This is a genomic window from Amycolatopsis sp. NPDC104863, from assembly GCF_055582965.1.
The window spans coordinates 25020-47250 of sequence record NZ_JBVJOW010000012.1 but is presented as its reverse complement, the minus strand read 5'-3'; the positions used below and the strand labels follow the sequence as shown (position 1 = coordinate 47250).

At 71.8% G+C, this 22231-nt stretch carries 24 protein-coding genes, 1 tRNA gene and 1 pseudogene; 11 read left to right on the top strand and 15 right to left on the bottom strand.

Annotation, left to right across the window (positions count from 1 at the left end; all coding sequences use genetic code 11):
- Window positions 1-4: 4 nt before the first annotated feature.
- The 3 genes from ACZ63J_RS45745 to ACZ63J_RS45735 are packed head-to-tail and all read right to left on the bottom strand — an operon-like array spanning window position 5 to window position 2375.
- Window positions 5-433 (bottom strand): ATP-binding protein, encoded by a 429-nt coding sequence (locus ACZ63J_RS45745; RefSeq protein ID WP_465401427.1) that lies wholly within the window; start codon window positions 431-433, stop codon window positions 5-7.
- Window positions 430-2004 (bottom strand): PP2C family protein-serine/threonine phosphatase, encoded by a 1575-nt coding sequence (locus ACZ63J_RS45740; protein WP_465401426.1) that lies wholly within the window; start codon window positions 2002-2004, stop codon window positions 430-432. The genes ACZ63J_RS45745 and ACZ63J_RS45740 overlap by 4 nt, the downstream gene beginning before the upstream one ends.
- Complete coding sequence (locus tag ACZ63J_RS45735; protein WP_465401425.1) at window positions 2004-2375, bottom strand: STAS domain-containing protein; 372 nt, start codon at window positions 2373-2375, stop codon at window positions 2004-2006. The genes ACZ63J_RS45740 and ACZ63J_RS45735 overlap by 1 nt, the downstream gene beginning before the upstream one ends.
- A gap of 168 nt (window positions 2376-2543) precedes the next feature.
- Here ACZ63J_RS45735 and ACZ63J_RS45730 point away from each other — a divergent pair, with 168 nt between their 5' ends.
- Complete coding sequence (locus tag ACZ63J_RS45730; protein ID WP_465401424.1) at window positions 2544-2924, top strand: STAS domain-containing protein; 381 nt, start codon at window positions 2544-2546, stop codon at window positions 2922-2924.
- Between the two features lie 19 nt (window positions 2925-2943).
- Here ACZ63J_RS45730 and ACZ63J_RS45725 read toward each other — a convergent pair whose 3' ends face one another.
- The gene (locus tag ACZ63J_RS45725; protein WP_465401423.1) at window positions 2944-4167 is read right to left on the bottom strand and encodes a PP2C family protein-serine/threonine phosphatase; all 1224 of its coding nucleotides are present in this window, start codon (window positions 4165-4167) and stop codon (window positions 2944-2946) included.
- Between the two features lie 81 nt (window positions 4168-4248).
- Between ACZ63J_RS45725 and ACZ63J_RS45720 the strand changes: the two genes are divergently transcribed.
- Entirely contained in the window at window positions 4249-4917 is a 669-nt protein-coding gene (locus ACZ63J_RS45720) for a histidine phosphatase family protein (protein ID WP_465401422.1), read from the top strand.
- Between the two features lie 9 nt (window positions 4918-4926).
- Here ACZ63J_RS45720 and ACZ63J_RS45715 read toward each other — a convergent pair whose 3' ends face one another.
- From ACZ63J_RS45715 to ACZ63J_RS45705, 3 genes are read right to left on the bottom strand one after another with little or no spacing between them, the layout of a single operon-like run.
- The gene (locus ACZ63J_RS45715) at window positions 4927-5652 is read right to left on the bottom strand and encodes an SDR family oxidoreductase (RefSeq protein ID WP_465401421.1); all 726 of its coding nucleotides are present in this window, start codon (window positions 5650-5652) and stop codon (window positions 4927-4929) included.
- A 46-nt stretch (window positions 5653-5698) separates the two neighbouring features.
- Window positions 5699-6517 (bottom strand): helix-turn-helix transcriptional regulator, encoded by an 819-nt coding sequence (locus ACZ63J_RS45710; RefSeq protein ID WP_465401420.1) that lies wholly within the window; start codon window positions 6515-6517, stop codon window positions 5699-5701.
- A 54-nt stretch (window positions 6518-6571) separates the two neighbouring features.
- The gene (locus ACZ63J_RS45705) at window positions 6572-7942 is read right to left on the bottom strand and encodes an alkaline phosphatase D family protein (protein ID WP_465401559.1); all 1371 of its coding nucleotides are present in this window, start codon (window positions 7940-7942) and stop codon (window positions 6572-6574) included.
- On the opposite strand from ACZ63J_RS45705, the gene ACZ63J_RS45700 reads away from it, so the two are divergent.
- Window positions 7897-7989: transfer RNA gene (locus ACZ63J_RS45700), tRNA-OTHER, on the top strand. The two genes, ACZ63J_RS45705 and ACZ63J_RS45700, sit on opposite strands and share 46 nt — an antisense overlap.
- Here ACZ63J_RS45700 and ACZ63J_RS45695 read toward each other — a convergent pair.
- Window positions 7940-8134 (bottom strand): annotated as a pseudogene (locus ACZ63J_RS45695) (DUF7800 domain-containing protein); the annotation flags it as partial. The gene ACZ63J_RS45700 and the pseudogene ACZ63J_RS45695 sit on opposite strands and share 50 nt — an antisense overlap.
- 135 nt (window positions 8135-8269) lie before the next feature.
- Between ACZ63J_RS45695 and ACZ63J_RS45690 the strand changes: the two are divergent.
- On the top strand, window positions 8270-10492 hold the full coding sequence (locus tag ACZ63J_RS45690; RefSeq protein WP_465401419.1) for an extracellular catalytic domain type 1 short-chain-length polyhydroxyalkanoate depolymerase: 2223 nt from the start codon (window positions 8270-8272) through the stop codon (window positions 10490-10492).
- On the opposite strand, the gene ACZ63J_RS45685 is transcribed toward ACZ63J_RS45690, so the two are convergent.
- Window positions 10489-10989 carry a methylated-DNA--[protein]-cysteine S-methyltransferase gene (locus tag ACZ63J_RS45685; RefSeq protein ID WP_465313602.1) on the bottom strand — a complete coding sequence of 167 codons (501 nt, stop codon included), beginning with the start codon at window positions 10987-10989 and terminating at the stop codon, window positions 10489-10491. The genes ACZ63J_RS45690 and ACZ63J_RS45685 overlap by 4 nt on opposite strands.
- A gap of 16 nt (window positions 10990-11005) precedes the next feature.
- Complete coding sequence (locus ACZ63J_RS45680) at window positions 11006-11902, bottom strand: glycoside hydrolase family 16 protein (RefSeq protein WP_465401418.1); 897 nt, start codon at window positions 11900-11902, stop codon at window positions 11006-11008.
- Window positions 11903-12228: 326 nt separating this feature from the next.
- Between ACZ63J_RS45680 and ACZ63J_RS45675 the strand changes: the two genes are divergently transcribed.
- Window positions 12229-13401, top strand: coding sequence for a glycoside hydrolase family 64 protein (locus ACZ63J_RS45675; RefSeq protein WP_465401417.1), 1173 nt, complete (start codon window positions 12229-12231; stop codon window positions 13399-13401).
- A gap of 42 nt (window positions 13402-13443) precedes the next feature.
- A complete protein-coding gene (locus tag ACZ63J_RS45670) occupies window positions 13444-13656 on the top strand; it encodes a hypothetical protein (protein ID WP_465401416.1) in 213 nt (70 codons plus the stop codon).
- Between the two features lie 130 nt (window positions 13657-13786).
- On the opposite strand, the gene ACZ63J_RS45665 is transcribed toward ACZ63J_RS45670, so the two are convergent.
- Window positions 13787-14257, bottom strand: a complete 471-nt coding sequence (locus tag ACZ63J_RS45665; protein WP_465401415.1) for an ATP-binding protein — start codon at window positions 14255-14257, stop codon at window positions 13787-13789.
- 190 nt (window positions 14258-14447) lie between these two features.
- Between ACZ63J_RS45665 and rho the strand changes: the two genes are divergently transcribed.
- Complete coding sequence (gene rho, locus ACZ63J_RS45660; RefSeq protein WP_465401414.1) at window positions 14448-15542, top strand: transcription termination factor Rho; 1095 nt, start codon at window positions 14448-14450, stop codon at window positions 15540-15542.
- A gap of 11 nt (window positions 15543-15553) precedes the next feature.
- On the opposite strand, the gene ACZ63J_RS45655 is transcribed toward rho, so the two are convergent.
- The 4 genes from ACZ63J_RS45655 to ACZ63J_RS45640 form a co-directional block, all read right to left on the bottom strand.
- Entirely contained in the window at window positions 15554-15730 is a 177-nt protein-coding gene (locus tag ACZ63J_RS45655) for a hypothetical protein (RefSeq protein ID WP_465401413.1), read from the bottom strand.
- Between the two features lie 43 nt (window positions 15731-15773).
- On the bottom strand, window positions 15774-15974 hold the full coding sequence (locus tag ACZ63J_RS45650; protein WP_465313608.1) for a DUF3072 domain-containing protein: 201 nt from the start codon (window positions 15972-15974) through the stop codon (window positions 15774-15776).
- A 63-nt stretch (window positions 15975-16037) separates the two neighbouring features.
- Entirely contained in the window at window positions 16038-16454 is a 417-nt protein-coding gene (locus tag ACZ63J_RS45645; RefSeq protein ID WP_465401412.1) for a hypothetical protein, read from the bottom strand.
- Between the two features lie 55 nt (window positions 16455-16509).
- Window positions 16510-17562: a C40 family peptidase gene (locus ACZ63J_RS45640; protein ID WP_465401411.1), complete on the bottom strand. Its 1053-nt coding sequence runs from the start codon at window positions 17560-17562 to the stop codon at window positions 16510-16512.
- A gap of 365 nt (window positions 17563-17927) precedes the next feature.
- Between ACZ63J_RS45640 and ACZ63J_RS45635 the strand changes: the two genes are divergently transcribed.
- The 4 genes from ACZ63J_RS45635 to ACZ63J_RS45620 all read left to right on the top strand — a co-directional run bounded on the left by ACZ63J_RS45635 (window position 17928) and on the right by ACZ63J_RS45620 (window position 22081).
- Window positions 17928-18131 (top strand): heavy-metal-associated domain-containing protein, encoded by a 204-nt coding sequence (locus tag ACZ63J_RS45635; RefSeq protein ID WP_465338924.1) that lies wholly within the window; start codon window positions 17928-17930, stop codon window positions 18129-18131.
- Window positions 18128-19027, top strand: coding sequence for a hypothetical protein (locus ACZ63J_RS45630; RefSeq protein ID WP_465401410.1), 900 nt, complete (start codon window positions 18128-18130; stop codon window positions 19025-19027). The genes ACZ63J_RS45635 and ACZ63J_RS45630 overlap by 4 nt, the downstream gene beginning before the upstream one ends.
- Window positions 19024-21171, top strand: coding sequence for a heavy metal translocating P-type ATPase (locus ACZ63J_RS45625; protein ID WP_465401409.1), 2148 nt, complete (start codon window positions 19024-19026; stop codon window positions 21169-21171). Before ACZ63J_RS45630 ends, ACZ63J_RS45625 begins: the two co-directional genes overlap by 4 nt.
- 79 nt (window positions 21172-21250) lie before the next feature.
- Window positions 21251-22081 carry a peptidoglycan-binding protein gene (locus ACZ63J_RS45620; protein WP_465401408.1) on the top strand — a complete coding sequence of 277 codons (831 nt, stop codon included), beginning with the start codon at window positions 21251-21253 and terminating at the stop codon, window positions 22079-22081.
- The last annotated feature ends 150 nt before the right edge of the window (window positions 22082-22231 follow it).

The window sequence follows — 22231 nt, the reverse complement described above, 5'->3', positions numbered from 1 at the left end:
GTGCTCAGTCTCCCGCGCCGTTGCTCAGCCAGGTCATCGTGACCGTCGTGCCGTCCTCGCGGTGGACCTTCGCGCTGTGGTCGGCGAGGCTGTCGATCAGCAGCAAACCGCGGCCCCGCAAGCCGTTCGTGTCCGCCGGGGGCTGCCACGTCCCGTAGTCCGTGACCGTCACCGTCAACCGCCCGCCCAGTGCCTCCGCCCGGACGTCGACCTGGCCCGCTTCGCCTTCGCGGTAGGCGTGCTCGGCCGAGTTGGCCATCGCCTCGTACCCCGCGAGGACGACGTCCTCCTGCTTCTCCGTGCTGAGGCCGAGGGTGCCCAGCCATTCGGCGAGCGCCTCGCGCAGTTCCGGCAGCCGGTGGGCCAGTGCGACCGTGCGGCGGTGGAACGACGCCGGGGGAGCGGGCGCGCCCGGGGGGAGGGGGTCCGTCATGTGCCGTCCTCTCCGCGGTGGCGGACGTGGATCACGGCGATGTCGTCGTCGTGGCGGCCGTGCGTCAGCTCGTCGACGAGCTTGTCCCAGGCCGTGTCGAGGTCGGCCGCGGTCAGCAGTGCCGGGATGCCGGACAGCAGCCACTCGATCCCCAGGGTGAGGTCGCGGGTGCGGCTCTCGACCAGCCCGTCGGTGTAGAGCACCAGGTCCGAGCCGGGCGGGAAGGCGGTGGTGCGCTGCGGGAAGTTCGTCCCGACGCCCAGCGGCTGCGCCAGCGCCTCGCCGATCTGCTCCGGCTCGCCGTCCGGGCGGACGAGGATCGCCGGCAGGTGCCCGGCGTTCGCGTAGGTCAGCGTGCCGTCCGGCTCGTGGACCGCGTAGAAGCAGGTGACGAAGCTTTCGCCGAACAGGCCGCCGGTCAGCGCGGAGACGTTGCGCAGCACCTCCGACGGCGGCAGCTCCAGCAGCGCGTAGCTGCGGACGGCGGTGCGGACCTGGCCCATCACCGTCGCCGCGGTGACGCCGTGGCCGACGACGTCGCCGATCACGAACGCGGTCGCGCCCGAGGGCAGCCGGATGACGTCGAACCAGTCGCCGCCCACCTTGGCGCCGGTGGCGGCGGGCAGGTACCGGGTGAACACGTCGAGCCCGGGCGTTTCCGGGGCGACCGGCAGCATGCTGCGCGACAGCTCGGTGGCGAGCGTGCGCTCTCGCTCGTACAGCCGGGCGTTGTCCAGCGCGATCGCCGAATACCCGGCGATGCCCTCGGCGAGGTACGCGTGCCGCTCGGTGAACCGGTCCGGTTCGGAGTGTCCGAAGAAGAACCCGCCCAGCACCTCGCCGGTGGTCGGGCTGAGCACCGAGACGGCGAGGTAGCTGCACACGGGCAGGTGCCCGTCCGGCATCCCGTGGTACGGCGCGTTCTTGCCGAAGCGCGGGTCCCGCGTGATGTCCGGGCTGCGGACGGTGCCGGTGCCGTCGAAGGTCGGCCCGAAGACCTCGGTGTTGCGCGGCATCGGGAACCGCTCGAACGCCTCCCGCGGCACCCCCGAGATCGTGTAGAGCGTGTACGACTCGCCGAGCTCGTTGACCAGGTTGTAGAAGAACGCGCCGAACTCGGCGCCGGTCGCCTTCGTGGCCGCGTCCGTCGCGTCCTGCACGATCCGGTCGATGTCGAGCTGGGCGGTCAGCTCGCGGCCGGTGGAGTGCAGCGCGTCGACCAGCGCGGCCTCGTTGCGCAGCCGCCCCACCGTCGCCGCGAGATGAGTCGTGACGGCCTCGATCGCGGCGGCGATCGGCGGCAGCCCACCGTCCTCCGCGGTGGTGTAGACCAGCGCGGACCGGTCGCCGTCGTCCGCGACCGCCAGCGCGGCGGTGACCACCGGGCCCGGCACCAGGTCCGCGAGCACCGCCGGGTCGGTCACCGACGCCACGACGCGGCCGCCCAGCACCGCTTGCGCCTCGACCGGCCCGAGTGGACGGACGCCGGTGGTGACGGGAGCGCCCGTGCCGTCGACGAAGACCCGGCGCACGGCGTCGAGTACGGCGTCGAAGTCGGAGCCGGCCGGCATCAGGGCGCCAGCGCTTCGGGCAGTGACGGGTAGACGGCGAATTCGTCGACCAGCCGGGTCAGCTGCAGCGGCCGCAACGTGATCCGGTCACGGGCGACCACCCGCAGCGGCGCCGACGTGGCCAGCCCGCGGTGCGCGCGGACGAGCTCGGCCATGCCGGCCGAGGCGAGGAAGGTGACGTCGGTGAGGTCGACGACCAGGGCTCCGGGGTGCAGCCGCACCGCCCGTTCGGCCAGCTGCCGGAGCTTGGGCGCCAGTGCGAGGTCCAAAGCCCCGTCGACCCGCAGCACCGCCGTGCCGTTCCGATGCTCCAGCGCCACGCTGCCCGTCTCGTCGCCGCGCGAATTCCCGATCGCGTCCGTTTCGGCCATGACGTTCATCCTGCCTGCTCGCGGGCCCGCGGCAAAGTGGAAGGGGTACTGACACGGCGGCGGGCGCCGGGTGTTGGCATGATTGGGCGCGGGGTTGAGCAGACAGCCTTCGTGATCAAGCGCGCCCACCGGAAATCCCGGGGGCGGCGCCGGAGGCGGGAGAACGCCATGACTGACCAGGCCCACAATGACGGCTCCGCCACGGCTGTGCCATTCGGCGCGTTCCGGATCGCCCGATCGGACCAGGACGAGGTGATCGTCCTCGAAGTCGCCGGGGACGTGGACACGACCACGGCGCCGGCTCTCGTGCGGGCCGGGGACGAGGCGCTGGCGGCCGCGCCGCGGGTGCTCGTCGTCGACCTGACCAGGGTCGACTTCCTCGCCTCGCCCGGGCTGACCGCGCTGCTGACCATCCACCGCAACGCCGGTTCCGGCACCGCGGTGCGGATCGTCGCGTCCGGCCGGGCGACCCTGCGCCCGATCCAGCTGACCGGGCTCGAAGAGAGCCTTTCGCTGTTCCCGACCCGCGAAGCGGCGCTCACCGCGTAGTGCGCGGTGTCCCGGCCGGTCAGCCGCCGGCCGGGACGGCCACGCGCCGGATGGTGAGCAGGGCGACGTCGTCCTGGGCCGGCTGGTTGCCGATCATCCGGGCCATCACCCGCGCGCAGAGCCGTTCCGGGTCCTCGGCCTGCACGGCTTCGGTCAGCTCGGCCATCCCGGTGTCCACCGGCCGGTCGCGCCGTTCGACGAGCCCGTCGGTGTAGAACGTGAGCACGGCGCCCACCGGCAGCTCGACCGTGGTGACGCGCCGCTCGGGAACGCCGATCGTCAGCCCGATCGGGGGATCCGGCTGCGCCGCCACCAGCTCGGGGGCTTCGCCCGGCCGGACCAGCACGGGCGGCAGGTGCCCGGCGAGGGAAAGCGTCATCGCCTTGCGGTCCGGGCCGATCACGCCGTAGGCGACGGTGGCCATCGCGCCGTGCTCGAAGTGGTTGGCCTTGCGGTCGAGCTTGCCGAGCACCTCGGAGGGGCTCTCGCAGTCGAGGGCGTACGCGCGCAGGGCGCTGCGCAGCCGTCCCATGATCACGGCCGCCTCGAGGCCGTGGCCGGAGACGTCGCCCATCACGACGCCGACCCGGTCGCCCGGCAGGACGAACAGGTCGTACCAGTCGCCGCCGAGGCCGGTCTCGGCGCCGGGCACGTACCGGGCGGCGAACGCGAGGCCGGGCACGGCGGGCAGGCGGCTCGGCAGCAGGCTGCGCTGCAGGGCCATGGTCGCCGAGCGGTTCTCCTCCAGCGCTTCCACCTGGATCGCCATGGCGAGGCGGTCGGCGACCAACTGCAGGACGCTGATGTCCGCTTCGGTGAACACCCGGGGCGCGACGGAGCCGATGTGCAGCACGCCGACCAGGTCGTCGCCGGCGACCATGGGCACACCGAGCATCGCGTGCAGGCCCCGCTCCCACAGCAGCGCGTTGACGACGGTGGTCTCGTCCACCTGGTCGAGGACGACGGGCTGCCGGCGGAGCGCCACCTGGCCCGCGAAGCCGCTGCCGACCGGGACCCGGACGCCCTGGTGCACCTCTTCTTCGATGCCCGCCGCCGCGACGGCGACCAGCTGCTGCCCGCCCGCCTGGTACCGCAGCACGGTCGCGGTGTCGACCTCGAGCACCTCGCGCAGGCGGTGCAGGGTCTCGCGGAGGACGTCGGTCAGCCCGAGGTGCCCCGCCGGGGCGCCGATGACCGTCTCCAGCAGGTGAAGCCGCTTCTGGGCGTCGAGACTCCGCGACATGTGCAGAATCTAGCCGCCTGCTCTTCGGGCGCCCAGCCATCCCGGGTTTCGCCGGCGGGTCCGCCCGGGTACCAGCCGGGCGTGAGCGTCGACCTGGAGTGGGTGGGTGTGCTGCGGCACGGCCAGAGCACCGGAAACGTGGCCCGCGAAGAGGCGGAGGCGGCCGGCGCCGAGGTGATCGACATCGCCGAACGCGACGCCGACGTCCCGCTGACCGAGCTCGGCGAGGAGCAGGCGAGGGCGGCGGGCGGGCTGTTCGCCGAACGCCCGCCGGACCTCGTGGTGACCTCGACCTACCGCCGCGCCTGGGACACCGCCCGGCTGGCCGCGCCGGACGGCGTGCGGATCGTCCCGGACGAACGGCTGCGCGACCGCGAACTCGGCGTCCTGGACCTGCTGACCTCGCACGGCGTCCGCGAGCGGTGGCCCGACGAGCTGCGGCGCAAGCGGCGGCTGGGCAAGTTCTACTACCGGCCGCCCGGCGGCGAGTCCTGGGCCGACGTCGTGCTGCGGCTGCGGTCGCTGCTGGCCGAGCTGGGCGCCGAGCAGCCGGGCGGGCGCGTGCTGCTGTCGGCGCACGAGATGACGATCTTCGGCCTGCGCTACCTGCTCGAAGGCCTGCCGGAACCCGACCTCATGCGCGCGGAGTCGGCCACCGGGATCCCCAACGGCTCGGTGACGACCTGGGAGCGCGACCGCGACGGCGGGTTCACCATGGTGCTGGCCCAGGAGGTCGGGCAGCTCTCCTGACCCGGCGTGTCACCGCTGGGCGGTCGGCCGCACGATGATCTCGTTGACGTCGACGCCCGCCGGCTGCCCGATCGCGTAGGAGATCGCCCCGGCGATCGTGTCCGGGGGCAGCGTCACCGCGCGGTAGGTCCGCATCGCTTCCCGCGCACCGGGTTCGGTGATGGTGTCGGCCAGTTCGGACTCGACGACGCCCGGCGACACGGTCGTGACGCGGATGCCGGGCTCGGCCTCCAGCCGCAGGCCTTCGGTGATCGCGCGGGCCGCGTGTTTCGTGGCGCAGTAGACCGCGGCGGTCGGCACGACCTCGTGCGCGCCGGTGGAGGCGATCGTCACGAAGTGGCCACTTCCCGCGCGCCGGAAGTGCGGCAGGGCCGCCGCGATCCCGTGGAGCAGCCCGCGGACGTTGACGTCGATCATCCGGTCCCACTCGTCGACGAGCAGGGAGTCCAGGCGGGACAACGGCATCACGCCGGCGTTGGCGACGAACACGTCGAGCCGGCCGTGCGCGCGCACGGCGGCGTCGGCGAACCCGGCGACCTCCGCGCGGTCGGTGACGTCGAGGCGGTGCACGTCGGCGGTGCCGCCGGCGTCGTGGATTTCCTCGGCCAGCGCGGTGAGCCGGTCTTCCCGGCGGGCGCCGAGCACGACGTGGTGGCCTTCGCGGGCCAGGCGCAGCGCGGTGGCGTGGCCGATGCCGCTGCTGGCGCCGGTGATGAGCACGATCTTTCCGGGCACGACGAACTACTCCATCCATTGTGGAATGACGGGAAAAGGGGAATCTTCAGCCGGCGGCGAGACTGCCGAGCAGGGCGAGCCCGGCTTCCGACGGGCTGCCGGGCTCGGCTTGGTAGACCACCAGCTGCTGGCCGGGCGCGCTGTTCACGGTCAGCGCCTCGTAGCTCAGGACGAGCTCGCCGACCTGCGGGTGGTGGAACCGCTTGGTTTCGTGCGTCTTCTGCCGGATGTCGTGGCGCGCCCACAACCGGCGGAAGTCCGCGCTCTTGACCGACAGCTCACCGACCGTCTCGATGAGCCGCGGATCGTCCGGGTCGAGGCCCGCGGTCGCACGCAGGGCGCCGACGGTGTTCACCGCGACGCGCTCCCAGTCCGGGTAGAACTCGCGCGCGTCCGGATCGAGGAACACCAGCCGGACCAGGTCACCGCTGTGGGTGTGGCCGCCGAACAGCGCCTCGCCCAGCGCGTTGTGCGCGAGCACCTCGAGGCAGCGGCCGAGCACCAGCGCGGGCGTGTCCGGCCAGCCGTCCATCAGCCGCCGGAGGTTCGGGCTGACCTGCTCCCGCCGCCGCGGGCGACGGCGTCCCGGCGCGGGCCGGGCCAGCCGGTGCAGGTGGGCGGTGGTGTCGTCGTCGAGGGCCAGCCCGCGGGCCAGCGCGTCGAGGACCTGCGCCGACGGGTGCCGCTCCCGGCCCTGTTCGAGCCGGACGTAGTAGTCGGTGCTGACGCCGGCCAGCACCGCGACCTCCTCGCGGCGCAGCCCGGCGACCCGCCGCGCCCCGCCCGCGGGCAGGCCGAGCTCTTCCGGGCCCACCTGCGCGCGGCGGGCCCGGAGGAACTCCCCGAGAGCGTTTTCCGCGGCCATGATCCGAGGCTAACCCGGCGCGGACCGCGCAGGGAGGTCGTGGCGCACCCACCCTCAGGTGAGCGGGATCGGGTCCCCGTCCCGCTCCGGCTGCAGCAGGGTCGCGGTGGCTTCGCGCCCGTCGACGTCGAAGGTCATCACGGCGTTCCCGAAGTGCGGCCCCGAGACACGACCCCAGGTCAGCGGCGCGGGCGGGACCCCGACCCGGCGCGCCAGCCCCTCGCTCAGCCGGGTCAGCCCGCGCGCCCAGCCGGCGCGGAACAGGCGGTTCATGTACCAGGGGACGGTGTTGTGCACCGGTGAGCAGGTGAGCTGGTGGACCGGCGCCCCCGGGAGGTCGGCCCGCGCGACGTACGCGTGGTGGACGTCGCCCGAGAGCACGCTCACCGACGCCGTGCCCTCGTCCGCGACCCGCGCGATCAGCCGCGTCAGCCGGTCGAACGACTCGCGGAAGGCCGGCCAGTGCTCGAGGTCGGCGAGCTGCCGGAACCACTCGGACACCCGCCCGACGCGCCCCGGCCGCGCGCAGAGGCGCTCGTTGACCGACTGCGCGGCCGCCAGCGCCGTGGGCATCAGCCACGGCAGCGACGTCCCGATCAGCAGGTGGTCGAACTCGCCCGAGCTCTGCTCCTCGATCCAGCGGAACTCCGCCTCGCCGATCATCGAGCGTTCGCCGCCGGCGAGGATCCGCCCGGCCCGCGAGTCGATGACCAGCAGCCGGACCGGGCCGAAGTCGCGCCGGTAGGACCACCGGGTGCCCTTGGCGCCGTCGGCTTCGCGGTCGGCCCGGTCGGCGAACTCGCGCAGCAGCTCCGCGTTGTCCACCCCCGAGGTGCTCACCCGCTGGTAGAGGTCGTCTCCTTCCAGCTCGCGCGGGCCGAGGTTGCCCAGGTGCTGGTAGACCCAGTACGACACGAGCGCGCCGCGGATCCGCTCGGGCCACCACGAGGTGCCGGCCATCTCTTCGCGCCAGGCCTGCGAGGTGTTCCAGTCGTCGCGGACGTCGTGGTCGTCGAAGATCATCGACGTCGGCACGGTCGACATCAGCCAGCGCACGGCCGGTTCGCACCAGGCCTCGAAGTACAGGTGGCAGTACTCCTCGAAGTCGGCGACCTCCTTGCCGGGCGGTTTGCTCGTGTCACGCCGGGTGGCCAGCCACTTTTGCGTCTCGTCGGTGGTCTCGTCGGCGTAGACCTGGTCGCCGAGCAGCAGCAGCGACTCGGGCCACTCGGCTTCGTCGAGCCCGGCCATCCGGTGGGCGTAGGCTGCGAGCGCGTCCGGGCCGAGCGCGTCCTCCTCCCGCGGCTTGCGGCAGGACCCGAAGACCAGCCGGAACCGCGGGTCACCCGGGGCCAGCGTCCGGATCCGGCTCGGCGGCAGGTCGCTGTCCGGGTCGGGCCAGACGAGCTCGCCGTCGAGCCGCACCTCGTACGGCGTGCTCCGCCCGGGTTCGAGCCCGGTCAGCACCACCAGCGCGTAGTGGTGCCCGGAGACTTCGAACGTCCGCGCTTTCGCTTCCGCGACAAGAACTTCACACGGACCGCCGGTCTCGACCCAGATCGTCGCCGAGGTGTCGTCGACGTGCCGGAGCAGCGGTCCCAGCAGGAGGTCGGTCATCCGTGGATCCTCCCAGCAGTCCGGCCCGTCGGCAGTTCGAGCGGGCGGCGAAACATTCCGAAAATCGTTGACCGGTCCCGGGTCGCGAACCAACGATCGTCACAGCTGCGCCCTGCTCCCGGAAAGGAACGTCGAGTGCGAAGACTCTTCACCGCTCTCCTCGCCGCAGTCTTGTCGATCGCCGCCGCCATCGTCCTGGTGATCACGGCGCAGCCCGCGTCGGCGGCCACGCTGACCCGCGTGACCGGTTTCGGCGCCAACCCCAGCAACCTGAACATGTACACCTACGTCCCGGACCGGGTCGCCGCCCGCCCGGCGCTGCTGGTCGCCATCCACTACTGCACCGGCTCGGCCTCGGCGGTCTTCAACGGCTACGCGCACGACTACGTCACCGCGGCCGACCAGTACGGCTACGTCATCGTGTTCCCCGAGGCCACGCGCAGCGGGCAGTGCTTCGACGTCTCTTCGCCGCAGGCCCTCACCCGCGGCGGCGGCAGCGACCCGGTCGGCATCCTGTCGATGGTCGACTACGCCAAGCAGCACTACAACGTCGATCCCGGCCGGGTGTTCGTCACCGGCTTCTCCTCCGGCGCGATGATGACGAACGTGCTCGCCGCCGAGTACCCGGACGTCTTCACCGCCGGTTCGGCGTTCATGGGCGTGCCCGCCGGCTGCTTCGCGACCACCGACGGCTCGAGCTGGAACAGCCAGTGCTCCGGCGGCCAGCTGACCAAGACCGCACAGCAGTGGGGCGACCAGGCCCGCCAGATGAGCGGCGGGCGCAGCGGCCCGTTCCCGCGGATGCAGCTGTGGCACGGCACCGCCGACGACACCCTCCGCTACCCGAACTTCGGGGAGGAGGTCAAGCAGTGGACCAACCTCGCCGGGGTGAGCCAGACGCCGTCGTCGAGTGACGCGCCGCAGTCCGGCTGGACGCGCACCCGCTACGGCGGCACCGGTGCGCAGGCGCCGGTCGAGGGCATCAGCGTCCAGGGCGCCGGGCACGTGCTGCCGCGGAGCGGGATGGTGGCATACGCGATCGCGTTCCTCGGCCTGAACAGCGGCGGGACGACGACCACCACGACGCCGACGTCACCCTCGGCCGGCACCACGCTCGGCGGCGCGGCGAACCGGACCGGCCGCTACTTCGGCACGGCGGTCTCGGCGGGCAAGCTCTCGGACAGCGTCTACACCGGGATCCTGAGCCGGGAGTTCTCCATGGTCACGCCGGAGAACGAGATGAAGATCGACGCCACCGAGCCCGCGCAGAACCAGTTCTCCTACGGCAACGCCGACCGGATCGTCGGCCAGGCGACCGCCCAGGGCGCCCGGATGCGCGGGCACACGCTGGCGTGGCACTCGCAGCAGCCCGGCTGGATGCAGACCATGGAGGGCTCCGCGCTGCGGTCGGCGATCCTGAACCACGTCACCCAGGTCGCGACCCACTACCGCGGCCAGATCTACGCCTGGGACGTCGTCAACGAGGCGTTCGCGGACGGCAGTTCGGGCGCCCGGCGCGATTCGAACCTGCAGCGCACCGGCAACGACTGGATCGAGGCGGCGTTCCGCGCCGCGCGGGCGGCCGACTCGGGCGCGAAGCTCTGTTACAACGACTACAACACCGACGACTGGAACCAGGCGAAGACCCAGGCCGTGTACCGCATGGTGCAGGACTTCAAGTCCCGCGGCGTGCCGATCGACTGCGTCGGCTTCCAGTCGCACTTCAACCCCAACAGCCCGGTGCCGTCGAGCTACCAGACGACCCTGCAGAACTTCGCCGCCCTCGGTGTCGACGTGCAGATCACCGAGCTGGACATCGAAGGCTCGGGCACCGCGCAGGCGAACAACTTCCGCACGGTGACCCAGGCATGCCTCGCGGTGGCGCGGTGCACCGGGATCACGGTGTGGGGGATCCGGGACACCGACTCCTGGCGCGCGTCGGCCACGCCGCTGCTCTTCGACGGCAACGGGCAGAAGAAGGCCGCCTACACCGCGGTGCTCGACGCGCTGAACAACGGCGCCCCGCCGGACGGCGGCCCGACGACGACCACCCCGCCGCCGCCCACCACCACGACCACCCCGCCGCCGGGGAACTGTGCCGCGACCTACACCAGGACCGCGGAGTGGAACGTCGGCTTCAACGGGCAGGTTTCGGTGTCGGGCACGAACACCTGGGTGCTCACGATCACCTTCCACGCGCCGCAGAAGGTCATCGGCAGCTGGAACTACACGGGAACCTGGGACAGCACGGGATACGTGCTGACCGCCCGGCCGAACGGGAGCGGGAACGTCATCGGGTTCACCGTGCAGCACGGCGGGAACCTGACGGACCCGACCGTGACCTGCACGACCGGCTAGAACAGGCGGCCGACCTCGTCCGCGGGCGGTTCCTCGAGGCTGAGGAGGAACCGCTTGCGGGTGAGGCCGCCGGCGTACCCGGTCAGGCCGCCGCTCGTGCCGACCACGCGGTGGCAGGGCACGATGACGCTGATCGGGTTCCAGCCGTTGGCGTTCCCGACCGCCTGCGCGGCGCCGGGGTCGCCCAGCTCCGCGGCCAGCTGCCCGTACGTGCGGGTTTCGCCGTACGGGATCTTCGTCAGCAGCGCCCAGACCTGCTTTTCGAACGTGGAGCCACGCGGCGCGAGCTCGAGGTCGAACTCGCGCCGCGTGCCAGCGAAGTACTCGCCGAGCTGACGCTTCACGTCGTCGAAGCCGTCTTCGACGCGGGGGCCGAGATCGGTGACGCGCGGGGTCCGCAGGTGGCCGTCGAAGTACAGGCCGATGAGCCCGGCATCGTCGCGGACCAGGGTCAGCGGCCCGATGGGCGAGTCGAGGACGGTGTGCCGGACGCTCATGGCGCCAGCCTACCGGTCAGCCGGCGCTGACCTTCACCGACAGCGAGTCGACGCTCATCTCGGCGCCGGGCGTGATGTCGGCGGACGGGCTGGTGCAGCCGCAGACCTTGTTCGGGTACGAGCCGCCGATCGCGACGTCGAAGATGACGAAGAACCCGTGGTCGACGGCGGCCTTCCAGGTGGCGTCGGAGACCTGGTTCTGCTGCACCGCGAAGGTCTGGTTGCCGTCGAGGTAGAAGCGCAGCTGCTCGGCCGCGGTGTTGCGGCGGTCCACGATCACCGAGTAGGTGTGGTAGCCCTCCTGGCAGCCCGCGCACTCCTGGAGGTCGCTGGTGATGCCGTCCGGGTCGTGGCACTCGCCCTGCCACTGTCCACAGTGGAACGTGGTGGAGTGCTTGCTCAGCGCGTTGACGTCCTCCATGATGTCGAGCTCGCCGATGCTCGGCCAGTTCGTCGCGCCGACTGGGCGCGCGTCGGCGCCCATCGCCCAAAACGCCGGCCAGTACCCGAGCCCGCTCGCCGGGGACGGCTGCTTCAGCGACGCGCTGATCTCGAGCTGGCCGCCTTCGGGGGCGGCGAAGTCGGTCCGCTGGGTTTCGATCCGGCCGGACGTCCAGTTGCCGGCGGCGTCGCGCAGCGGCTTGATCGCGAGGTGCCCGGCGCCGTCGTGGTAGACGTTGTCGGTCGAGTCCGTCGCCGTCTCGAGCTCGCCGGTGCCCCAGTTCGCCGCGCCACCCGGGTAGCCGGTTCCCTTGTCGTAGAGCCAGTCCTGGGTGTTCAGGCCGGTGCCCGCGGCGCCGTCGAAGGTGTCTTCGAAGACCGTGGTCCAGTTCTCTTCGGCGTGCGCCGGGGTGGCCGTGGCAAGGAATGACAACGTTGCCAGCACGGCGGTGAGCCGCTTGACGGTGTGCATGGAGGTCTCGCTTCCTGAGGGGAATGGGGGTCGTCCACGACCTGCGAGGCCGTCCACTGTCACCGCCGGTTCGTGCCCGAGTCAAGGGATGTGCCCGGAAGTACTCCGCACGCGGTACCCGTGGGCAGTCCCGAAGGGATCGCGTTTGGAATTCGCCCCGGTGGGGCATCGCGCGGGCCGGCTGATGCGGTGGTCTGGACCTTCTTTCGAAGGGTTGCCAGGTAACAAAAGTGGAGTCATAGTTTGTTGACGTCCACAACGAATCCTGCGAACCGCCCTCGGATGTCCATTATGGACTCCGCCGTATCCTCAACGTGGAGGACGCCATGATCTCCCGTCGCTCGTTCCTCGGTCTCACGGCGGCGACGCTCGCCACGGCCACCGCGCTGCCGCTCGCGCGGTCCGCCTACGCCGCGACACCGGACACGTTCGGCCTCAAGCTGGTCAACAACTCCGGCTCCGGCACCGTGTACGCCTACGTCACCGGCACGACGCCGGACGGGCGGCTGGTGCTGCTGCGCGCCGACGGCACGCCGTACTACCCGGACTCGCCGTCCGGGCCCACCACACCACTGCCGGAGGACTGCGCGATCCCGGTCGGGTCCGGCGCCCAGGTTTCGGTGCCCAAGATGGGCGGCGCGCGCATCTACGTCGTCACGGACGCGAAGCTCGACTTCTTCCTCGACCCGGGGCCGAACCTGGTGCACCCCAGCTTCCTCAACTCCGGGGACGCCAACTACGGCAAGAACTGGTCGTTCAGCGAGTTCACGTTCAACGACCAGCAGTTGTTCGCCAACATCAGCTACGTCGACTTCGTCGGCATCCCGATGGGACTGTCGCTGACCACGGCCGGCTCCGGCACGAAGTCCGTCGCGGGCCTGCCTTCGGGGGCGATGGACCAGATCGCGTCGGAGCTGTCCGGGCTGGGCGGCGAATGGCCGGGCCTGGTGCAGACCGGCGGGGGAGGGAACCTGCGTGTGCTGTCCCCGCACCACCACGCCGAGCAGTTCGGGGGTTACCTCGACGCGTACATCGACCAGGTGTGGCAGAAGTACGAGGGCGCGGACCTGGTCGTCGACTCGCAGAACCCGGGCCTGGGCACGTTCACGGGCCGGGTTTCCGGCGGGCAGCTGGTGTTCGGCGCCGAGTCGTTCGCCAAGCCCGCCACGGCGGACGTGTGGAGCTGCGACAGCGGGCCGTTCGCGCTGGCGGCGGGAGCGAGCGACGCGCGCAAGAGCATCGTCCCGCGCCTGGCGGCGGCGCTGAACCGGACGACGTTGCTGGACAACCCGAACCAGCCCACGGCGGAGGACCCGGCGAAGTTCTACCAGGGTGACGTGACCAATCACTACGCCCGGATCGTGCACGCGAAACTGCCGGACAACCGGGGATACGCGTTCCCGTACGACGACGTCAGCCCGGGCCCGGACTTCAGCGGCGCGGTGTTCGCGGGCGACCCGCAGGAGCTCACGATCACCATCGGCGCGACCCACGGCTGAGGCCGTGCGAAAACTGTCGGTGGTGGCGGCTAGCCTCTTCTCATGAACACGGACGACGCGACAGTCCCGGCGCACCAGCTCACCAAGGGCCAGTGGTTCTGGCACGAGCCCGCGCCGGGGCTGCCCGCGTGGCAGTTGCAGGTGAATTCGGCGGAACTGCTCGAAGATTCCGTCGAGATCTTCACGACGGACGAGGAACGAGAGCTGGTTTCTTACCCACGAAACCGCTTGGTGCGGCTGGCCAGCGCGGCCTGAGGTTGTGAGGTAGGACACTTTCTGGGGGATGGGGGAAGGTTTGCAGCTGGGGGATCGCTGTAGGCGAGTGAACCGGGTTGAGCACGCTGGGAGTTGCGGCGTTTCCGGTTGAGTCTTTTCCGGCCGCCGGTCAGTTGCGGCTTTCTTCCCCCAACGCCGTCGCGTGCCAGGTCATGCGGATGCTCGTTCCTTCGTCGCTGCTGGTGATGTCGGAGTGGTCCGTCACCTTCTCGATGAGCAGCAGGCCGCGGCCGCCCGAGGTGCGCAGGCCCGGTTGGCGCGGGCGGGTCGCGTCGATTCCGCAGCCGGTGTCGGTCACCGTGACCGTCAAGGCGTCTCCGGTGCGCGTGGCCTGAAGGCGGGCCCAGCCGTGGCCGTCCGGGTAGGCGTGCGCCGCCACGTTCGACAGCGCTTCGTACGTCGCCAGTGTGATGTCGTGCTTGCTGTCCGGGCCCAGCGGGAAGCCGCCGAGCCAGTGGGTGAGCTTGCGGCGCAGGTCGGCCATCTCGTTGGGCAGGGCCGGTGCTAGTTCTTCGAACGTCCAGGCGGGCCCGTCGCCGACCGGCGCCGGGCTCCCGGGTTCCGGGCTGTGTCGAGGCACGATCCGCTCCCCTCGTTACTGCTTCTCTCACGGGCTACCCACCGCCACGAGGTCTCACCCGTTGTGCTTTCTCGCCGGTCTCGCTACAGTGAGGGTGCTCCTCACGGATGTCGGCCCCGCGGCCGCCCGGTGGAAGCTCCCGGATCCAGGCCACTCGGCCTCTTTCCTCATCTTTCCGGCCCGCCTTCACGTGCGGCGCCGGTCCTCTCGTCAGGAGACAACCATGTCCTTCCACGGAATCCTCGACCTTTCGGGGAAAACCCCGTACGTCCGCACCGGCCACGCGCCGGGCCCGGGCGACCTCACCTTGCCGCTTTCCTTGGTGCGCAAGCACAATCTGCGGCCCGGTGACACGATCACCGGCACCACCGAGAAGATCACCAGCGTCAACGGCGCCGATCCGGGGGAGCCGCGGCCGCACTTCGCGGACCTCGTCCCGGTGCACCCGGACGAGCGGCTGCTGCTGGAAACCACACCGACGCGGCTGCTGTCGCGCGTCATCGACCTCGTCACCCCGATCGGCAAGGGGCAGCGCGCTCTGGTCGTTTCGCCGCCGAAAGCCGGGAAAACCACGGTGCTGCGCGAAATCGCCCACGGCGTCGCGGTCAACCACCCGGAGTGCCGGCTGCTGGTGCTGCTCGCCGACGAACGTCCGGAGGAGGTCACCGAGCTGAGCCGGACCGTGCGCGGCGAGGTGATCGCGTCCACTTTCGACCGGCCGCCCGCCGAGCACGTCGCGGTCGCGGAACTCACCGTCGAGCGCGCGAAACGCTTGGTGGAGCAGGGCGAAGACGTCGTGCTGCTGCTGGACTCGCTGACCCGGCTCGGCCGGGCGTACAACCTTTCGGCCCGCCCGTCCGGCCGCACGCTGTCCGGCGGTGTCGACGCGGCGGCGCTGCAGCCGATGAAGCGGATCCTCGGCGCCGCAAGGAATGTCGAGGGCGGCGGCTCCCTCACGATCATCGCGACGGCGCTGGTGGAAACCAGTTCTCTTGCCGACACGGTGTTCTTCGAAGAGCTGAAGAGCACGGGCAACGCCGAGCTCAAGCTCGACCGCAAGACCGCCGAGCGCCGCGTGTTCCCGGCGGTCGACATCGCCGCCTCCGGCACCCGGCGCGAGGAACTCCTGGTCACCCCGGAAGAACTCCACGCGATGCACGACGTGCGACGGGCGTTGGCGGGACCGCACGCGATCGAGCAGCTGCTCGACCAGCTCCGCAAGACGGGCTCGAACGCCGAGTTCCTCTTCCGCGTGTCGGGCGCAGCGTTGGCGCAAGCCGCCTGAGCATCCGGAACTCACGGTGCTCCGCGACGCTCCCGAAGCTCGCCGATCACCTTCTGCCCGACACCACGGGCATCCTCGGCACTCTCCGGCGGCGCACCCTCGCCGGGCTCGTAGCGGTCATCCTCCGCCCGCCCGGGGTCCGGCGTGCCGGGCCGCGCGATCTCAGGCTGTTCGTTCGGCTGGGACATCCTCGGGTGGTACCCACGCCCCGGCGTCGCCAACCGAGCAGTCTCAGGCGCCCCGCCCGGTGGTCCGCTGCAACGCGTCGATCCGCTCGGACGCCTCAGCCTTGGTCAGACCGTCCGGGACTTCTTCACCGGCCTCCTGGGCCAGCGTCTGCAGGTACGACTTCTGCGGCCCGGTCATCGGCTCGTCGCCGGTGGTCCAGTCGCTGGGGTCCTTCTCCGGGTTCGGCTCCACCGAGTCCGTCATGACGCCTCCTATCGAACACTTGTTCGTTCCGGTTCGACTGTAGCGCAGGGGTACGACAATCGCTCACGGAGCGGGAGTGCTCGGCGGACCGGCCTCGTGCCCCGCCCGCCCCGGCGTGCGGCGGGCCGCCTTCATCTGCTGTTCCTGCAGGTGGCGACGCCCGCCGGTGAGGTCGTCGAGCAGCTCGCGCTCGAGGTCGCGGCAGGTTTTGTAGTACCCGTCGTCGTACTCCTCGACGACCTGGAACGTCCACCGTTCGGGGAGCACGTTGAGCCCGATGAGCTCTTCCGAGATCCGCCGCGCCCACTCGCCGTGCCCGGCTTCTTCCAGCTGCTTGACGGCGTCGCCGAACGTGAGGTCCGCCCAGCCGGTGAGCTGGTGGAACGAGTACAGGTGTCCGCGCGCCCGCTCGATGGTCTCGAGGGCTTCGGTCACCTTGCCGATCGCGTCGAGACTGGCGGCGTCGTGTTCGTCGACCATGCGCGGAAGATGCCCCGTTCCGGGAGTTCTACACATCCCGAACGGGGCATCCGCGTCAGGCGGTCGGCCGCGTGGCGCCCGCGTACTGGCTCTGCAGCGGCGAGATCTTGACGACGTCACCGCTGGTCGGCGCGTGGACCATCTTGCCGTCGCCGAGGTACATCCCGATGTGGGACACCGGGGAGTAGTACGCGACCAGGTCGCCCGGCTGGAGCTGGTCCCGCGACACCGGCGTGCCGAACCCGGCCTGCGCCGAGGACGTGCGCGGGAGGTTGATGCCCGCCTGCTTGTACGCCCACTGCATCAGGCCGGAGCAGTCGAACGTGGAGGGTCCGGTGGCGCCCCAGACGTACGCGCTGCCGAGCTTGCTCAGCGCCGCGTTGACGGCCTTCTGTGCCGCCGCGGTGGGGGCCTTCACGGTCGGCGCCGCGCCGCCCGTGTCCTTCTGCGCGGCCTTGTCGGACGTGCTGAGCGTCCGGCTGGTCGCCTCGAGCTGGTCGATCTGGGCCTGGAGGCCCTTCTTCTTGCCCTCGATGTCCGACGCCAGCTTCGCCGCCGCGTCGCGGGCGTCGGTCGCCCGCTTCGCCGCGTCGGTCGCCGTCTTCTCGGCGGCCACGGCCTTGTCGGCGGCGCCGCTGAGGTTGTCCATCGCGGCGTTCTTGTCGGTCGCGATGACCTCGAGGGCCGCCGAGCGGTCCAGGAAGTCCTGCGTCGACGTGCCGGCCAGCAGCGCCGACAGCTTGTTCATCGCGACGCCGCTGGTGAACGACGCGCCGGCGAACTTGTCCACCTGGGACTGGTACTTCTGCTTGGCCTCGATGGCCTGGGCGCCGGAGTCCTTGGCGGCGGTGACGTCGGCGTTGGCCTTGTCGAGCTGCCCCTGCTTCGCGGCCAGGTCGTCCTGGGCCTTGAGCAGGTCTTCGTTGAGCTTTTCGGCCTGCGCCGCGAGGTCGCGGTACTTGGCCAGGGCTTCCGACCCGGTGGGCGGAGCCTGGAGGGCGGGGATGGGGGCGGCGGTGGCCGTCGGCTGGGCCACGGTGATCACGGTGATCACCGCGGCGGCCGCGAGGGCACCTGACACCACGCGCTTGACGGGATGCGAACGCATTCTCGCGCGGGTCTCCTTTGCTGTTCGGCCGCCGTCGGGCACCGGGCGGGCGAGTCGGGGGCCTCGTCCGCGCTGACCCGGCATCGGCCGCGCTTCACCGCATCTGGTGAAGCCGCGAATGGGGGTCCGGTCCCCGGCAGGGGGGTATCGGCGGCGATCTCGCGTCGCCGTCCATCGACGACCGGGGGCCGCGAGATCTCGAACAGGTTACGAAAAGAACACGGCAGCGTCCAGGGCTGCGGGAAAGCAACTGTGCGTGACGACGAGAAACACGCTTGGACCAGCGGCGCGGGGATCGGGTGTGGCGTGGGTTACAAGCCGTGACACCTCTTGCATACAGTACCCCCCTAGGGTATCCAGGAGTCATGACAGCCACGACGTACACCGTCACCGGGATGACCTGCGGCCACTGCGCCCGGTCGGTCGAAGAGGAGATCCGCGAGCTCGGCGGCGTCACCGACGTCGCGGTGGACCCGGTCACCGGCTCGGTGACCGTCCACAGCACCGGTGCGCTCGCCGTCTCGGCCGTGCGCGAAGCCGTCGAAGAAGCGGGATACCGGCTGACATGAACACCGCAGCGAAGCTCTCCGCCTACGGTGCGGCGCTCGCCCTCGTCGCCGGGGGCGGCTGGGCGGCCGGCACGGCCATCGGTCCCTTCCCCGGCCCGGCCGGGGCGCACGGCGGCGAGGACACCGCGCACGGCGACGGCCACGGCGGCGCCGTCACGGCCGCCGCGGACCACCAGCCCGGCGGCCTGGCCTCGTCCGCGGGCGGGTACACCCTCACGCCCACCGGCACGACGCTCACCCCCGGTGCCACCACGAAGTTCACCTTCACGATCACCGGCCCGGACGGCGCCGCCGTGACCGCCTACGACGTCGAGCACGAGAAGCGGATGCACTTCATCGTCGTCCGCCGCGACACCGCCGGTTACCAGCACCTGCACCCCGAACTCGGCGCCGGCGGCACGTGGACGGTGCCGGTCACGGTCGCCGAGGCGGGCAGTTACCGCGCCTTCGCCGACTTCACGCCCGCCGGCGGCCAGGGACAGACGCTCGGGGTCGACCTCGTCGCGCCGGGGCTGTTCCAGCCGGTCGATCACCCGGAGTCGCGCGTCGCCGACGTCGACGGCTACCGCGTCCGGCTCGACGGCGACCTCGTCCCCGGCCGCTCGTCCCGGCTCACGGCGACCGTCACCCGGGACGGCCGCCCGGTCACCGACCTGCAGCCCTACCTCGGCGCGTTCGGCCACCTCGTCGCGCTCCGCGGCGGAGACCTCGGCTACCTCCACGTCCACCCGGACGGCGAGCCCGGCGACGGCAGGACACCGGCCGGGCCCGCGGTGACGTTCTTCGCCGAGGTGCCCTCGGCCGGGACCTACCGGCTGTTCCTGGACTTCCGCCACAACGGCGTCGTCCGCACCGCCGAGTTCACCACGGCCACCGGGGAAGGGGACCGGCCATGACTCTGCAGCTGGAGGCCCAGAGCGTCGAGCTCACGATCACCGGGATGACCTGCGCGTCCTGCGCCGCGCGGATCGAACGCAAGCTCGGCAAGCTGGACGGCGTCACCGCGACCGTCAACTACGCCACCGAGAAGGCGAAGGTCTCCTACGGCGGCGATGTCACCCCGCAGGATCTCGTGGCGCAGGTCGAAGCGGCGGGCTACGGCGCGACCCTGCCCGCCGCCGGACCGGAGGAAGCCCCGGAAGAAAACCCCACCCGGGTATTGCGGCAACGGCTGCTCGGCTCCGCGGTGCTGAGCGTCCCGGTTGTCGTCCTGGCGATGGTGCCCGCGTGGCAGTTCACGTACTGGCAGTGGCTCTCGCTGACCCTGGCCGCGCCGGTGCTGGTGTGGGGCGCATGGCCGTTCCACCGGGCCGCGTTCGCCAACCTCCGCCACGGCGCCGCCACGATGGACACGCTGATCTCGATCGGCACGATCGCCGCCTTCGGCTGGTCGCTGTACGCGCTGTTCTTCGGCACCGCGGGCACCCCCGGCCTGAAGCACCCGTTCGAACTCACCATCGAGCGGATGGCCGGCGACGGCGCGATCTACCTCGAGGTCGCCGCCGGCGTGACGACGTTCATCCTGGCCGGGCGCTACTTCGAGGCCCGCTCCAAGCGCCGCGCCGGCGCCGCCTTGCGGGCGCTGCTCGACCTCGGCGCCAAGGACGTCGCCGTCCTGCGCGACGGCCGTGAGCTGCGGGTCCCGGTCGGCGACCTGGCCGTCGGCGACCGGTTCGTGGTGCGGCCGGGGGAGAAGGTCGCGACCGACGGTGTGGTCGAGGACGGCGGGTCCGCGATCGACGCGAGCCTGCTCACCGGCGAAAGCGTGCCGGTCGAGGTCGCCCCGGGCGACACCGTGGCCGGCGCGACGGTCAACGTCGGCGGGCGGCTCGTCGTCCGCGCCACCCGTGTCGGCGCCGACACGCAGCTGGCGCAGACCGCGCGGCTGGTCGAGGAGGCGCAGACCGGCAAAGCCCGGGTCCAGCGGCTCGCGGACCGCGTCTCGGCGGTCTTCGTCCCGGTGGTCATCGCGCTGGCCGTGGCGACGCTCGCCTTCTGGCTCGGCGCGGGCGGCTCGCCCTCGGCCGCGTTCACCGCGGCGGTCGCCGTGCTGATCATCGCCTGCCCGTGCGCGCTGGGCCTGGCCACGCCGACCGCGCTGCTGGTCGGCACCGGCCGCGGCGCGCAGCTGGGCATCCTCATCAAGGGCCCGGAGGTGCTCGAGTCGACCCGTCGGGTCGACACCGTGGTGCTCGACAAGACCGGCACCGTGACCACCGGCCGGATGTCCCTGGTCGAGGGGGACGGCGAGGTGCTGCGGCTCGCGGGCGCCGTCGAGGCCGCGTCCGAGCACCCGATCGCCCGCGCGATCACCGACGCCGCCCGGGAGCGCTTCGGGACGCTGCCGTCCGTTGTGGACTTCCGCAGCACGCCCGGGCTCGGCGTGACCGGCACAGTGGAGGGTCGCACGGTGAGCGTCGGCCGGGCGGACGCCCCGGGAGCCGAGGTGACCACGGTCGCCGTGACGTGGGACGGCGAGGTCCGCGGCACGCTCGCGGTGGCCGACACCGTCAAGCCGACGTCCGCCGAGGCGGTCCGGCGGCTGCGCGGGCTCGGGCTGACCCCGGTGCTGCTCACCGGCGACAGCGCCGCTGTCGCCCACGCCGTGGCCGCCGAGGTCGGGATCGAGCACGTGATCGCCGAAGTGCTGCCGAAGGACAAGGCCGACGTCGTCAAGCGACTGCAGGAAGAGGGCAAGGCCGTCGCGATGGCCGGGGACGGCGTCAACGACGCGGCCGCGCTCGCGCAGGCCGACCTGGGCCTCGCCATGGGCACCGGCACCGACGTCGCGATCGAGGCGGCCGACCTGACGCTGGTGCGCGGCGACCTGCGCGTGGCGGCCGACGCGATCCGGCTCTCCCGCCGGACGCTGGCGACGATCAAGGGCAACCTCTTCTGGGCGTTCGCCTACAACGTCGCCGCGCTGCCGCTGGCCGCCGCCGGTCTGCTGAACCCGATGCTCGCCGGCGCGGCGATGGCGGTCAGCTCGGTCTTCGTCGTCACGAACAGCCTGCGCCTGCGGGGGTTCCGGGCGGGGTGACCGCCCGTTTTGTACGTCCCTTGTATCCGGTGGGGTGATCCTCTGGGCGGTAAGGGAATCCGACCAGTGGAGGACAGGGATGTTCACGAAGGCCGCCGTCCTGACGGCGATGATCGGAGCGGCGTTCGCCGTGGCCGCACCGGCTCAGGCCGCGCCCGCGGTCACGACGGCGCTGCCTGCGGCGAACATGGAGGCCGTGCTGAAGGCGGCCCAGATCGACCCACGCCGCGCCGACGACACGCAGACGCCGGGCGCGCACGACAGCGTCCTGCTCGTCGAGCAGGCGCTGCAGGCGAAGGGCCTGCTCGAGAGCAAGTACGTCGACGGGTACTTCGGCACCACGACGATCACGGCGTACTCGCAGTACCAGAAGTCGTTGGGCTACACCGGGATCGACGCCTCCGGCCTGCCGGGCAAGACGTCGCTGGAGAAGCTGGGCGACGGCCGGTACACGGTGACTTCGCCGGTTTCGGCGGGCAGCCGCGTCTCCTACCGCGGGGTCACGATCAACACCCGCACCAAGGCGATGCTGCTGGAGGCCGAACGCATTTCCGGCACCACGGTCAGTCTGACGCAGGGTTCGTACAACCCGGGCGGTGTCGACGCTTCGGCCGGGACGCACGACGGCGGCGGCGCGATGGACATCTCGGTGTCCGGCATGTCGTCGACGACCCGGACGAACTTCATCAAGGCGCTGCGCCAGGTCGGCTTCGCGGCCTGGTACCGCACGCCGGCGCAGGGGTTCGCCTACCACGTCCACGCCGAGGCGATCTCCGACCCGGACCTCTCCTCGGGCGCGCAGCACCAGACGGGTGACTACTACCTGGGCAAGAACGGCCTCGCCGGCGGCGGCGCCGACGACGGCCCCGCGGTCACGAAGGTGACGTGGGAGGAGTACCAGCGCGGCTGACGCTCCGGCGCGGGGGGGGGGGGGGGGGGGGGGGGGGGGGGGGGGGGGGGGGGGGGGGGGGGGGGGGGGGGGGGGGAGGGGGGGGGGGGGGGGGGGGGGAGGGGGGGGGGGGGGGGAGGGGGGGGGGGGGGGGGGTGGGTGGTGGGTAGG